The sequence below is a fragment of the Stenotrophomonas sp. Sm6012 genome (assembly GCF_030985895.1).
In the GTDB taxonomy this organism is placed as follows: Bacteria; Pseudomonadota; Gammaproteobacteria; order Xanthomonadales; family Xanthomonadaceae; genus Stenotrophomonas; species Stenotrophomonas forensis.
Genome location: NZ_JAPTFX010000002.1, coordinates 61,878 through 76,251, shown reverse-complemented (window position 1 = coordinate 76,251; position 14,374 = coordinate 61,878). Strand labels below are relative to the sequence as shown.

Below are 14,374 nucleotides of genomic sequence, written 5' to 3'. Positions count from 1 at the left end.
TGGGTGATGGTACCCCGTGTCGCATTCAGCCGCACAGGACATTTGGCACGTGCCGCACCTGCACGTATCCTTCACACTTCAATGCCTAGCTTCACGTCCCTCACAGGGGTAACACTTATTTCCACGTGGACGCTGCAGCCTCTACGACGTCCGTACTGACGGACCCTTCCCGACAACTGCGACTGCTGATCGACAGCGTGCGCGATCATGCGCTGTACCTGCTTGATCCCGAAGGCATCGTCTGCAGCTGGAACCCGGGTGCCGAGCGCATCAAGGGCTATTCAGCCAACGAGGTGGTGGGAACGCATTTCGGTCGTTTCTACCTGCCCGCCGAGCGCGATGCCGGTGAGCCGCAGCGCCTGCTTCGCCTGGCGGCGCAGCACGGCCATGTCGCCAGCGAGGGCTGGCGGGTGCGCCACGACGGCTCGTCGTTCCGCGCCAGCGTGGTCATCGAGCCGGTCATCGAGGGCGGCGAACTGCTCGGGTTCGTCAAGATCACCCGCGACATCACCGAACACTGGCAGGCACAGCGCCTGCTGCGGGATGCCCAGCGTGCACTGCGCAACACCCAGCAGTTCGAGACGGTCGGCCGGCTCAGCCGCGGCCTGTCGCACGAGTTCAACAACCTGCTGACCACCATCGGCAACGCGCTGGACCTGCTGGCACTGCGCGTGAGCGGTGACGACGTGCGCGCCGCTGAACTGCTCGATGCCGCCCAGGCCGCGACCGACCGCGGCGCCCTGCTGACCCGCCAGCTGCTGGCCTTCAGCACCGGCCAGACCCTGATCCGCGAACCCTTGGACATGAACGCGCTGGTGCGGCAGTGGTTGCCGGATCTGCAGCGCGCCTGCCCGCCCACGGTCACCCTGGATGCACGCCTCACACCGGGCCTGCCGCCGGTGAGCACCGATGCGCTGCAGCTGCAGACCGCGCTGGCCAACCTGGTCGCCAATGCGGTGGAGGCCACCGTCGATGGCGGCCGCATCCTGATCGGCACGGCACTGGAACATCGCCTCGACCCGGATGCGGACACCACGCTGCAACGCGGATATGTCACCCTCAGCGTCTGCGATGAAGGCCACGGCATGGCCGCCGACATCGCCGAGCGGGCGACCGAACCGTTCTTCACCACCAAGGACATCGGCAAGGGCAGCGGCCTGGGCCTGAGCCAGGTGTTCGGATTCACTACCCAGAGCGGCGGCTTCGTCGACGTGTCCACCATCCCCGGTGTTGGCACCACGGTCAGCCTGCTGCTCCCCGCAACAGAGGAAACACCCGATGACCGATGACCCGATCCGCGTACTGATGGTGGAGGACCAGACTGATCTTCGCGAGATGATCGGCCTGGCCCTGCGCGACTTCGGCATCGAGGTGGCCACCACCGCCGATGGCCACGAGGCCGCGGAACTGCTCAAGGGCGAAGCGCGCTTCGATGTGGTGTTCAGCGATATCAGCATGCCCAACGGCATGTCCGGAATCGAGCTGAGCGAGCACGTGGCGCGCGAACAACCGCAGGCACGGATGATCCTCTCATCCGGCTACGCGCGCTCGCAGCTTCCGCCGCTGCCGGAGAAGGTCGAGTTCCTGCCCAAGCCCTACCGCCTGCGCCAGCTGGTGCAGCTGCTGAAGCAGGATTGAGAATCCGCCGGGCCTGGCCCGGCGCATCCGTTCCTGTAGCGCCGAGCCCACGCTCGGCAGCGGTCCTCAGTAACGCCCCACCAGGTTCAGGTACCACCCGCGATGGGTGTAGTCGAACCTGGTCAGGTCGTCGCTGAAATCGGTGAAGTTGTAGCCCACGCCGACGCGGAAATTACGCCCGATATCGCGGTCGACACCGGCCAGCCAACCCTGCCGGGTGCCGCCGTCGCGCACGTCCAGCAGGCGGTACTCCAGCAGCCCATGCCACTGGTAGTACAGGTCGTAGCGCAGCTGGCCGGAGGCGAAGTTGGTGGCCGAGTCGAACCACGGACCGGTACCGCGCCCATAGCGCACCTCGCCTTCGCGGCGGGCCGCCTTCGCCGCCACTTCCCAGCGCTGGTCGATGCGATACACGCCCTCAAGTGACAGCACCTGGGTGCGCTGGTCGTAGTCGACACCATTGACCTGCCCCATCGTCGACAGGTCATACAGGTAGCTGTAACGGCCGAACAGCGCCCAGCGATCGTTGTCCCAGGGGCGGTAGGCGAAGCCGAGGTTGCCCTCGATGAAGCGCGCACCCGCCACCGGATTGATCGCATCATCGGTGTCGGCGTAGTTGAAGCGCGCCGCGATCCGCCAGCTGTCGTTGAGGCGGTGGCTCAGCCGGTTGGTGCTGACCCACTGCGTGCGTCGCTCCGCGCCGGTGTCGCGGCGCCACTCCAGCTTGCTCTGCCATTCGGTGCCCGGCGAGGTCCGCCCGCCGGACAGGCTCACCGCCTTGCGATCGACCTGCCCGGTGCTGGCGTCGAGCTTGCCGTTGCTCAGCGTGAAGCCGGCGTTCCAGCCTACGGCAGGATAGAAATCCATGCCGAAGGTGTGCGCCAGCCCGGATTCCTGCCCGGATTTGAGGAACTGGCTTTCGTTGAACACGTTGACCTGGTCGGACAACCGCCAGCGTTGGCCCAGCGTCCAGCCATCCTGCGCGTTGGGGCTGAACAGCGGGTCGTATTCACTGCGGTCGGTCGACTGGGTGAATGCACCATAGAAGCTGTGCTGCGGGGTCAGCCGGTACTCGGCATTGACCTGCGCCGCCGTGCCGCGGTCGCCATCACTGACCTCGGCGCCGACGGTCGACAGATTGGCGAAGGTCCAGGTGCCGCCGGCCACCACCGCATCGTTGTCGGCATAGCGGCCATGGTCGTCGTCCACGGTCAGCTGGCCGCCACCGTAGACATCCAGCGACGTGCCGATGCGATGGGTGTAGCGTGCTGCAGCCAGCACGCCGGCCACGTTGCTGCCACTGCCGCGGTCCTCCTGCACCCGCCGCAGCTCGGCCGACAGGCGGTCGTTCTCACCGATCCGCCATTCGGCGGTGGCCTGTGCCTGGATCAGCGACTGCGCACCACGACGTGCCTCGCTGTAGCGTGCGTACAGACTGAAGTCGTCGGTCACATAACCGAGCAGCTCGGCGCCCTGTTCGCGCACCCGCTGACCGGTATCGAAGCGTCCGACCGAATAGCCACCGTCCACCTGTCGCCACCAGGCCCCCGCGCTCCAGTCGCGCTGGGTCCAGCCCAGCTCGCGCAGGTTGACGCGTGCCTCGACGGCGGTCGCCTCGCCTTCGCGCGGCCCTTCCGGATTCAGGCGGCTGAAGCTGAGGCCGCCGTTGTCGGAGAAGAACACCGGTGCACTAGTCGCCTCGCTGCGGCTGTGTTCGACCTTCAGATAGGTACCGCGGCCGGCCTGCAACGTCAGGTCCGCGCCCTTCAGCGAATAGTCCTGGCCGGCGCGCTGCTCGTCCACATAGGTGGCACCCACTGCGACATGATCGCCAAACCAGTGCTTGCCACGCACGCCCGCGGTGATGTCATCGCTGTCGAAGCCGGTCGGCACCCACTCGTAATCCACGATCAGGCGCTGTTCGTAACCATCCAGCGGCACATCACGGCTGATCCGGCGCAGGTTCTCGCGGCTGACCTGCGCCAGTGGCCTGGTCAGCAGGATGCGGCCCTGCAGGGCGTCGATCTCATAGTCGGCACCGCGCACCATCGGCACACGCTGCTCCACGCGTCCGGTGGTGCGGTCACGGATTTCCAGCACCACCTGGTCCGAGCCACTGAGGATGCTGGCGTGGCGCAGGTAGTACAGGCTGCCGCCGGTACCGATGAACTCGCTGTGCCCCGGCGCAGTCTCGGTCTGCGAGCCGAACAGGCGCAGCTCGCTGCGCGCGTCGCCCCAGGCGTTGGCACCACGCGAGCGCCACGACAACGCCGCTCCGTACAGCGAACGCACGTACTGCGCGTACTCGGTGCCGGTCAGCCCGGTGTTGTAGTTGCCCCACAGCGCCTGGTTCTTGTCCCAGTCCATGCGCAGGTAGAAGCGCCCCATGCTGTCGACATCGCGCTGGGTCAGCGAATCATCGCCGTAGGTCGGGTAATACAGGTCAGGATCCAGGCTGCGGAACAGATCGCGCGGATCGGCGGTGGTAAAGCCGGTTAACAGCTCGTCCAGCGGGCGATTCTGGGTATCGGCCTGCGCGGTCAGCAGGTAGCGGCCACGGGTCTTGGCCTTCAGGTAGAAGGCCAGGCGCCCATCGCTGAGCACATCATCGTTGCGCTCGCCGCGTGCCAGATCCTGCCCTGCCCCGCTGGCCTTGTTCTGGTACACGGTGATGTCGGCCAGGCCGACACCGAACAGGTACTGGCCACTGACATCGACCTCCAGCGTGCGCGCGATCGCCGGTGCATCCGGTCGCTCGACACGCACATCGAAGGCATGGTGACCGATCGGCATCAGGTACTCGGCGGCGAACTTGCGATCCTGGTCCAGCGGATAGCTGTCGCCGTTGATCTTCAGCGAGGCCCCCAGCGGCAGGTCGCGGCCACGCAGGCGCACCCGCGAGCCGTACACCGGAATGTTCTGCTGGCGCAGGCCGTTGCTGTCGAACACCTGCTGCAGCAGCGACAGCGACGCCGCCTGGTTGGCATCGACGGCGGTGCCGCGGCGATCTTCCAGCGCATCGCGCAGCTGCTGGTTGCCCCGCTCGAACTCCGCCGGAGTGACCAGCTGCATCGACTGCGCGGTGGTTTCATCGACATTGCCCTCGGCGTCGAAGGCACGCAGCACGTAGACCAGGCGGTCGCCGCGACGCAGCGGCGTCGACGCCGGCAGGGTGCCATCCCAGCTGCCCTGTGCGACGGCGGCCACCGGCAGTTCGAACGTTGCCAGCGGCGCGACCCGGTCGGAGTCGCTGCCGCGGTAGACGCTGACTTCCAGGCGCTGGATGAAGGCGGTGTAGTTGCCGCGCACGTAGAACTCGACCGGACGCACGATGCGCCCTTCGTCGAAGGCCACCATGCCCGGCGCCGACACCGATAGTTCCGGCTGGCCCATCGCGGGGTCTTCGGTAGCCCAGATCGTGCCGCCTTCCGGCAGGCGGATCATGAACTCGCCACGCACGGTCGCCCTGCCCGGCTCATCGATGGCCACGCTGACCCGGCGATCCGGCTGCAACGCCTGCGAGCTGGAACGCGTGGACGTTCCCTCGGTCACCGGCTCGTCGTAGCTGCGCGAGCGCAGGCTGAACAACAGCTCGCCCTCGGCATTGCACTGGGTGCCATCACACCGGATCGGCGCCGGCTCGGCGGCGGGCGGGGCGGCCTGGGCGGTAGCGGCCAGGCCCAGCAGCAGCGCCTGGTACAGCGCGGCACGTGGCAGGCGGGCCGCGCGACGGGCGGCAGAGTGATGCGCGCTCATCGGCGGGCCTCCTGTTGGCGGGCGGCCGCACGGGTAGCGGCGCTCTCCTCGTTGCGGACGCGCAGGCGCTGCTGCACGGCGGGGCTGAGCTGGCTGCGCAGCGCCTCGAACACGGCGCTGGCACGGCGCAGGCCCAGTGCCTGGTTGTAGGCATGGCTGCCGCGCACATCGGTGTGCCCGACCAGGCTGACCTGGCCACCGCCCATCTTCTCCAGGCGCGCGGCGATCGCCGCCAGCAACGGCTTGAACTCCTCGCGCACGGTGGCCTTGTCAGTGTCGAACAGGACGTTGCCCAGCAACGCGCCATTCGCATCGACACCGGCCAGCAGCGAATGCGGGTCCTGCACATCGGTGCGCAGCTGCACGGTCAGGCCAGCGCGCGCGCCTTCGGCCACTTCGGCCTGCAGCGCATCGCGCACCACCGCGGCACGGGCGAAGGCCAGCGCCTGGCTTTCGCCATTGGCCGCGATCACCACATCACCGCCCTGGTAGCGGTTCACCACCTCGGCCATCTTCACCAGCACCGGGCGGTAGTCGGCACGCAGTTCACTGCTGCCCGGGGCAAACAGCACTTCGCCCAGGGCCAGCTCCATGCGCTCGGCCGGCGCCTGTGGCGACGGCGGCAGGCGCGCGCCAAAGCTGAAGCGCGTCGGCACGCCCTGGGTCACCCTCCGCAGCAGCGGATTCTCGGTCGTCAGCTCCGCACCGGCCGGCACCGTGGCCGGGTCCAGCTTGATGATGAAGTTGCGGCCCAGGCGCGCATCACCGCCGTGGACGTCGGCCAGGTGATAGCGGCCGAACGGATCGGTCTCCACCAGCAGGCCCTCCACCGTGGCCAGGCGCACGCCCGGGATGCCCTGCTCCTGGATGCCCTCGTTGCCGATCACATAGGCCACTTCATAGCCCTCAGCGACGCGGGCAATTTCGCGGCGCACGGTCGGCTCGGCGGCGGTCAGGCCCTTGCCGGCCTCGCCACTGCGCTGCACGTCCGTGCCGCCCTGCGCGTCCATCCGCAGGCGGTGACCCTGCGCGCTTTCCAGCACGAAGTCGTCAGTGAAGGCCAGTTCGCGCAAGCGCTGCCGCACCACCACCTGGTGTGCCTCGGCGGTGTCGGACGTCGACGCGCGGCCGTGCACCGTGCCGATCTGCACGCCGTGCAGCAGCGGTGCGCTGGCATCGGCCAGCGGTTGCGGGCCATCGCCGCGATCCAACGTGGTCGAGCCGGCCACATAGGCCGAGGGCGCGAAGCCACCCTGCACGCGTACACCGGTCAGTTCGGCACTGTCCTGCCAGCCGTCACCATCGCGGTCATCGAACACGGTACCGAACACCAGGCTGTCTTCCAGCAGCGGGTCGGCATCCATCGCCACTTCGGCGGTGGCGATGTTCGACAGCGGGCTGCCATCATCGGCCGTCGCCACGGCCTGGTTCACGTGATTGCCACTGCGTACGCCAGCACCGACGCGCAGCAGGTAAGTGATGGTGGCACTGCGGCCGACCGCGATATCCACCGCGCCGATGCGCAGCGGCGACTGGCTGCTGGCCAGCGAGAACGCGCCGTCATCGTCGGCCACGCGCATCGAACCATCCACGTAGCTGAAGCCCGGCGGCGGCGTATCGACCACCACGCCATCGCGCCAATGGCTGCTGCCAACGTTCTCGACCACCAGCTGGTAGCGCACCAGATCGCCCACCTTCACCCGGCGCGGACTCGCGGTCTTGGTGATGCGCAGCGCGAAGTCGGACACCACCTTGTGGCGCGTCTCGCAGGTCGTGCACTCGGGCGGCGGCGAGCCATCCGGGTACTGCCCGCGCAGGCGGTTCAGCACCTCGGTACGCGCCTCCTGATTGACGATCGCCTGGTAGACCCACTCATGACGGCCAACCGCGGTTCCCGCAGGCAGCGTGCACACGATGTCCGTTGCCTGCTGCACGCATCCGGCCGGCAGGCTTTCGATGCTCAGCCCGGCATCGGGCGTGTCCACCAGCTGCAGCGGCTTGCGCAGGGACGCGCGCTCGACCGTGGCGACCAGGGTATAGCGCAGCCTGTCGCCAGGACGCACCTCGGTGCCACTGGCCGGGCCTGACTGCTTCTCCAGCACGACGCGCGGTTCTGCAAGCGCGTGCTCGGTGCTGCAGTCGCCGCTGCAGGTGGGCGTGTCACCGCCACTGCCCAGCACCGCGTTGCGCACGCTGCCACTGGCCTGTGCATTGACCAGCGCGCGATAGCCCAGCGTGTAGGTGCCCGGCGCGGTGCCGGCCGGCAGCGAGCAGACCAGCGGATTGCTGGCGTTGCAGGTGAACGGTCCCGGCTGGGTGACCGACTGCAGGTCCAGGCCCACGCCCAGCGTGTCGGTCAGCACCAGCGTATCGGTGGTCTGCGAGTTCGCGACGGTCACTTCAACGCTGTAGTCGACCGCATCGCCGACGCCAACCGGCGCGACGGTGGAGGACTGCTTGCGGTAGGTCACCACCGCTGCCAGCACCGGGGTGGTGGTGCTGCAGTTGCTGGTACAGGTATTGGTACCCGTGCCACCACCCAGCACCGCGTTGCTCACGCTGCCCTTGGCCTGCGCGTTCACCTTCGCGGTGTAGTCCACCGTATACGTGCCCGGCGCGGTGCCGGCCGGCAGCGTGCATACCATCGGGTTGGCCGCGTTGCAGCTGAAACCCTGGCTGGCAGTCACCGCGCCGAAGTCCAGGCCGGGACCCATCGTATCGGTCAGGGTGAACACCGCCGTGGTGCGCGAGTGGCTGACCACGGCGGTCAACGTGTAGGCGATGCTGTCACCGACCTTGACCGGACCTGCCGCTGCCGAAGTCTTGCGATAGTCGATCTCACTGCCGGTGACCGGCGTGGTGGTATCGCAGTTGGCGGTACAGGAGGGATTGTCGCCGCCGCTGCCCAGCACGGCATTGGTGACCTGGCCGCTGGCCTGCGCGTTCACCACCGCGGTGTAGGACAGGCTGTAGCTGCCCGGCACGGTCCCCGCAGGCAGGGTGCAGACCAGCGGATTGGCCGCGTTGCAGCTGTAGGCGCCCGCACTGGTCACGGCGCCGAAGTCCAGGCCCGTACCCAGGGTGTCGGTCAGGGTCACCACATCGGTGGTGCGCGAGTTGGTCACCACCGTGGTCAGTGTGTAGGTCAGGCGATCGCCCACCGAGACCGGGCCGGTGCCGTTCACCGACTTGGCATAGCTCACGCCGGGCGCCGCCACCGGGGTGGTGGTGTCACAGTTGGCACTGCACGACGGATTGTCGGTGCCGCTGCCAAGCACGGCGTTGCGGACACTGGCGCTGGCCTGCGCATTGACGGTGGCGCGGTAGGTCAGGCTGTAGGTGCCCGGCACGGTGCCGGCCGGCAACGTGCACACCAACGGCTGGGTGCCATTGCAGGTGAAGATGCCGGCGCTGCTGACGCCGCCGAAGTCCAGGCCACTGCCCAGGGTATCGGTCAGGGTGACCACGCCCGTGGTGCGCGCACGCGAGACGGTCGCACTCAGCGTGTAGTCGATGGTGTCACCGATTCGCACCGGACCGCCGGTAGACGCCTGCTTGGCATACACCACCAGCGCGCTGGCCATCGGCGTGGTGGTATCGCAGCTGCCCACGCAGGACGGATTGTCGGTGCCGCTGGGCACCACCGCGTTGCGCACCTGGCCGCTGGCCTGTGCGTTGACGATGCCGGTATAGGAGAACGCGTAGCTGCCCGGAACGGTACCCGCCGGCAGCGTGCAGACCAGGGGATTGCCCGGCGTGCAGCTGAAAGCGCCTGCGCTGGTAATGCCGCCGAAGTCCAGGCCAGCACCCAGCGTATCGGTCAGCGTGGTCACCGCGCGGGTGCGCGCGCCAGCCACCACGACCGTCACGGTATAGGCCACCGCATCACCGATCGCGACCGGGCCGGCGGTACTACTGGCCTTGGACACCGAGATCCTCGGCGCGGCCACGGGCGTGGTGGTGGTGCAGTTGCTGCTGCAGGTGGGGTTATCGGTGCCGGTGCCGACCACGGTGTTGACCACCTGGCCGCTGGCCTGCGCATTGACGGTGGCCGTGTAGCTCAGGCTGTAGGTGCCGGGCACGGTGCCGGCCGGCAGCGTGCACACCAGAGGATTGGCTGCGTTGCAGGTAAATGCACCGGCGTTGCTGACACTGGCGAAATCCAGGCCGGTGCCCAGGGTGTCTGTCAGCGTCAACAGGTCGCGGGTGTTGCCATCGGCCACGGTGACATCGACGGTGTAGCTCACCGTCGTGCCCACCGCGACCGGGCCGGCCGTGTTGGAGCGCTTGGCATAGCCCACGCGCGTCACCGGCACGGTCACATCGCTGCGCGTGCAGTGGTCGGCATCGGTGCAGCTGGCGCCCGGCGCGGGTGCATTGCCGCTGTTGAAGGGGTCGTAGCCACCGCCGACGCTGGCGTGATTGGTCAGCACGCCGGTCGCCGCTGCAGTGACGGTCACCGGCAGGGTGAACACCGAACTGGACCCGGCGCTGCCTGCCGCTGCAAGGACCTGGGTGCTGGTGCAGGTGACGTCCTGGCCACTTGCGGTGCAGCTCCAGTTGCCACTGGCATGCGTGCCGCTCCAGTTCGGCGCGATGCCGGCCGGCAGCTGGTCACGCACGGTGATCGTGCCCGCCGCCACATTCGGCGGATTGCCAGTCGGCACATCGCTGGTGTTGCTCACCGTCAGCGTGTACTCGGTGCCGGCCTGGCCATAGTTCCAGACGCCGCCGGTGGCATTGTTGCTCTTCACCACCTTCAGCGACGGCGCAGTGATGGTTATCCGGTGGTCCTCAACCTCGCCGTCGTCGGCCACGCCGGTCGGGTTCTGGATCTGGACCGCGTTGGTGGAGTAGCGCAGGCGCACGTAGCTGGTACCCGCCAGTACCTGGGCGGGCACGGTCCAGGTCAGGTTCGCCTGGCCACCACTACAGGCCGCGATACCGCTGCGCTCGTTGGCATCGAACACTCCATTGCGGTTGAAGTCGATCCAGCCGGCCACGCTGCCATTGCCCACGCAGGCGACCGGTTGGTTGATCTGGGTACCGGCCTGCATCACCGTCAGGCGGTAGCTGGTCGGCCAGGCATCCTCTTCGCGGCTTCCCACCTGCGGGAAGTTGTCATCGCCCAGCGCATCCAGGCTGTAGCTGCTGCGCTGCTCGGTATCCGGGCCGAGGCTGCCGAGGAAATCGGTCAACGGCGGCGCCAGGCCACCCGGCGTGTAGCCCGCGGTGTTGATGTTGAAGTTGCTGGCGCCCTGCGGGATGCCGTCGGAACGGAACTGCAGATCGTCCACCACATGCATGGCGTCGCCATAGCTCTGCGGCGCATCGCCGAAGTCGGCGTAAGGCACCAGCAGACCGATCGCGATCGCCGTGGTGCCGCCGCCGCGCATCGAGAAGCCCATGTTCACCGCCAGGTTGCCCGGCGCGTGTGCGGCATTGTCGAAACTGAGGAAGGTGACCGCCGCGGTGTTGTCGTCGTTGCCGGGGCCGAAGCGGATGACCTGGTTGGCACCGCTGGTCGATTTGTTGACCAGGTACGGCGTGGCATTGGCCAGGTTCTTGCGGACCTCGACCACGTTCCAGGTGCCCTGCGCGCTGGCTTCGACGAATTCGCCGCTGTTGTTGATCGACTCGGCGTCGGCCATCACCACGCCGCGCAGGCGGTACGGGGCGCCGCCCAGGGTCGAGGTGCAGGTGATGCTGAAGCTGGAGGTGCCGCTGGCACGCGCGATGCCGGCGATCAGCTGGTTGCTGGTGCCAGTGCCGCCGATATTGTAGAGGTCGTCAAGGCTGTCGCCACCGAAGTTGCCGGGGCGATAGCTGCGCAGCACATTGGTCTCGGCCGTGTTCAACCGGCAATCGACGCGCAGGTTCACCCCGGCCGCGACCGGCATGTCGATGGACGACATCGCGCCATCATTGAGTGCGACGTTGTTCACGCCATTGGCACCGCCGCCCCAGGTCAGCCACAGCACGGTGTTGCGGTACGGACTGCTGCCACCGGTGGCGTAGGCGGCGGCCCAGGCCAGCGACGGCATCGTCAGCGACAACAGGGCCAGCAGGCCGGCCCTCAGCCATCCGCTGGATCGCCCTGTCCGGGCACGTTTTTTGGGATGAACGCATCCACCGCCCGCGCTTTCGCGCGACGTCGTCGACTGCCACATGGTTGATTTCCCCGTCGTCGACCCTTGCCGGGCCGAAGGTCAGTGGGTGACCAGCAACGAATTCCCCGGTGCGGCGGCACACTTGACTGCGTGTTCCGCCGGGTCCGTGGCGATCTGCTTCGTCCCTTGTCCCCGGTTGGTCAGGCACATATAACTGTGACGACCATAACATATTGCAAACAATTATGTGATGAAAATCACATTCACATTTGCAGAGTCTGGCGTCAGCTCCACGCGTCCAGTTATAGCGGGCACACAGCTTCGGACCGGGCACGATTCCGGCAGCCGCCGCCTACTTTCCGGCAAAAGACCACGCAGATTCGGCAGCGGTGTGGGGCGTCAGGGCTGCTTCGCGCCCTGCAGGAAGGACGCCAGCAGCGTCGACGCTGCCATCGCCGGCGCCAACCGGCCCCGTGCCAGCGACCAGGTGATGCCGTAGAAGCAGGTCCAGTAGAAGTCGGCCAGCCACACGGCGGTGAATCCGAGATTGAATACCCCGGATTTCTGGCCGCGCAGGAAAAAAGCCTCGAAACGCTCGCCAATCGGCGCCCAGCGCCCGGGCAGCAGATGCAGGTCGCCCTGGCGCTGCTGCTCTTCCATCATGCGCGCGAACAGCAGCGTCACCAGCTCCCAATCGGCCAGCAACACCTCGGTCACCCGCTCCAGCACCTGCATCGCGTCGGCATCCGCGTCGAACCAGGTGGCCGCCGCCTCCAGCCGTTCAAACCCCGCCGCAAACAATGCCTCGTTGATCGCTTCGCGGGTGGGCGCGAACCGGTACAGCGTCGCCCGGCTGATACCGGCACCGCTGGCCAGTTCGCTGAGCGTGCAGCGCGGGTGGCTGACCAGCGTGGCTGCGAGGACATGGTGCAGGTCGCGGCGGGAACGTGCGGCAGGACGCATGGAGGCACCGGATTGGGGATGCCCTCACGCTAGCATGAATCATCAATTAATGAACTGAATCAAAGATGATTCATCAGAATCACGATTGAGCTACAACTGCAGTGCGTCCGGTGCACCCGGGTCGGTGCACGCAGGGATCGCGTCACAGGCATCGAAGGAGACAACGCCATGCTGCATCCGCTACGCGACATTGCCGTGCTGTTCGATGCCAGCGACACCGGGCACCGGGTCCTGAACATCGCCGCCCGGCTGGCGCAGGTCCAGCAGTCCCACCTGATCGCGGTCTCCACCGCCCAGCACCCCACCGACATCGCCAGCGGCTTCGCCCGTGGTGCCGGCATTGCCGCTGCACTCGACCATGAAGCACGTGCCGATGCCGCCTGCACCGCGCAGCTGATGCAGAACCTGCGCGCGGCCGCCGAGCCGCTGCGGATTAGCACCGAGCTGCGCATCGTTTCGGACTATCTGGGCGGCGCTGATCTGTCCCTGCACTCGCTGTACTGCGACCTGATCGTCGCCGGCTATCCACACACGCCGGGTGCGCCCAGCGGCTGGCACCCGCTCGGCACGCTGCGCCAGACCGGCGTGCCGATGCTGCTGGTGCCGCCGCACTGGCGCGGCGAACAGGTTGGCCAGCGCATCGTGGTCGCCTGGAATGCCAGCAAGCAGGCACGCCGCGCGGTGGCCGATGCGCTTCCCCTGCTCGCCCGCGCGCAGGCCGTGCACCTGCTGATGGTCGACACCCCCAAGGCGGAGGCCGCACCGGGCGCCGAAATGGCCCAGCACCTGGCCCGGCATGGTGTCGAGGTCGAGATCCAGGCGGTCAATTCCACACAGGGCGGCGTTGCCGCAACCATCCGACAGCATGTCCTCGATGCCGAAGCGGACCTGCTGGTGCTGGGCCCCTACAGCCGCAGCCGGGTGGTGGAACGCGTGCTCGGCGGAGTCACCGAGAACCTGCTGGCCGAAGTTCCGGCACCGCTGTTCGTATCCCACTAGCGAGGCCCTGCCCCGCGCGGCGGTAGGCGGTCAACGATTGCCCGGTATGCCGCCGGAAATAGCGGCACAGGTAGGACGCATCCTCGAAGCACAGGCGCTCGGCAATGCGTCCGATCGGCAGTTCGCTGTAGCTCAGCCATGCCTTGATCTCCAGCACCGCCTGGCGGTCGATCAGCGCCTTCGGCGATTGGCCGAAGCACTCGCGGGTCAGCTGTGACAGATAGAACGGGGTGATGCACAGCGCCTCGGCGTAGGACTGCACGTCACGCTGGCGCGTGCTGCGCTGGCCGAGAAGCTCCCAGAAGTTCCAGGCCAGGCGCTCACGCCGGCTGATCTGCGCTGTGGGCGCGCCCTTCGCCGGCAGCAGCGTGGCGAATTTGAGAAAGAAGGTCTGCAGCAGAGTGCGCAGCATCACATGCCGATACCGGCCGCCGCTGTGGTGTGCATCCATCAGCTGCTGCAGCCAGCCCTGCAGCAACGGCACCTCCAGCGGTGACGGCGTGCAATGAGGCTGCTGATGCAGAAACTTGAACAGCGCGTTGGGCAGCACATAGCCCACTTCGGATGCCAGCGCCTTCGGCATCAGGCAGACCACCGCAAGGAAGCCACGCGAGCGCTGCCGCAACAGCGCCAGCGTGTCCTCGGCCAGCACCAGCACGTCGTGCCGCTGCACAGCCACCTCACGGAAGTTGAGGGCGAAGCGCGCACGCCCCGACACACAGACCAGCAGCGCCAGGCGGGTGTGCCCGAACGACAGCGGGACACCCTGCCCCTCGGCCAGCGTGCTGACCTCCAGGCGCATGGATTCGTCCTGATCCAGAAGCTGGGGTATGCGGTCCATCAGCGGATCCGGCTGGATTCCGGAGCCGAGCATACCGGGCCCAGCCCATCTGTTGTGAAAAGTACCG

Annotated in this window: 7 protein-coding genes; 3 read left to right on the top strand and 4 right to left on the bottom strand. The window is 67.5% G+C overall.

Going from position 1 to position 14,374, the window contains the following annotated elements; all coding sequences use genetic code 11:
* Window positions 1-125 precede the first annotated feature (125 nt).
* Window positions 126-1,289, top strand: a complete 1,164-nt coding sequence (locus tag O0J73_RS00940) for a PAS domain S-box protein (protein WP_308307792.1) — start codon at window positions 126-128, stop codon at window positions 1,287-1,289.
* On the top strand, window positions 1,279-1,638 hold the full coding sequence (locus O0J73_RS00935) for a response regulator (protein ID WP_006436191.1): 360 nt from the start codon (window positions 1,279-1,281) through the stop codon (window positions 1,636-1,638). Before O0J73_RS00940 ends, O0J73_RS00935 begins: the two co-directional genes overlap by 11 nt.
* A 66-nt stretch (window positions 1,639-1,704) precedes the next feature.
* On the opposite strand, the gene O0J73_RS00930 is transcribed toward O0J73_RS00935, so the two are convergent.
* From O0J73_RS00930 to O0J73_RS00920, 3 genes are all read right to left on the bottom strand, one after another.
* Complete coding sequence (locus O0J73_RS00930; RefSeq protein ID WP_308307791.1) at window positions 1,705-5,394, bottom strand: hypothetical protein; 3,690 nt, start codon at window positions 5,392-5,394, stop codon at window positions 1,705-1,707.
* Window positions 5,391-11,450: a CshA/CshB family fibrillar adhesin-related protein gene (locus O0J73_RS00925; RefSeq protein WP_308307790.1), complete on the bottom strand. Its 6,060-nt coding sequence runs from the start codon at window positions 11,448-11,450 to the stop codon at window positions 5,391-5,393. The genes O0J73_RS00930 and O0J73_RS00925 overlap by 4 nt, the downstream gene beginning before the upstream one ends.
* Before the next feature lie 453 nt (window positions 11,451-11,903).
* Window positions 11,904-12,467 carry a TetR/AcrR family transcriptional regulator gene (locus O0J73_RS00920; RefSeq protein ID WP_308307789.1) on the bottom strand — a complete coding sequence of 188 codons (564 nt, stop codon included), beginning with the start codon at window positions 12,465-12,467 and terminating at the stop codon, window positions 11,904-11,906.
* A gap of 168 nt (window positions 12,468-12,635) precedes the next feature.
* Here O0J73_RS00920 and O0J73_RS00915 point away from each other — a divergent pair, with 168 nt between their 5' ends.
* On the top strand, window positions 12,636-13,466 hold the full coding sequence (locus O0J73_RS00915) for a universal stress protein (RefSeq protein ID WP_180878150.1): 831 nt from the start codon (window positions 12,636-12,638) through the stop codon (window positions 13,464-13,466).
* Here O0J73_RS00915 and O0J73_RS00910 read toward each other — a convergent pair.
* A complete protein-coding gene (locus O0J73_RS00910) occupies window positions 13,414-14,307 on the bottom strand; it encodes a helix-turn-helix domain-containing protein (protein WP_308307788.1) in 894 nt (297 codons plus the stop codon). The two genes, O0J73_RS00915 and O0J73_RS00910, sit on opposite strands and share 53 nt — an antisense overlap.
* Window positions 14,308-14,374: the final 67 nt, after the last annotated feature.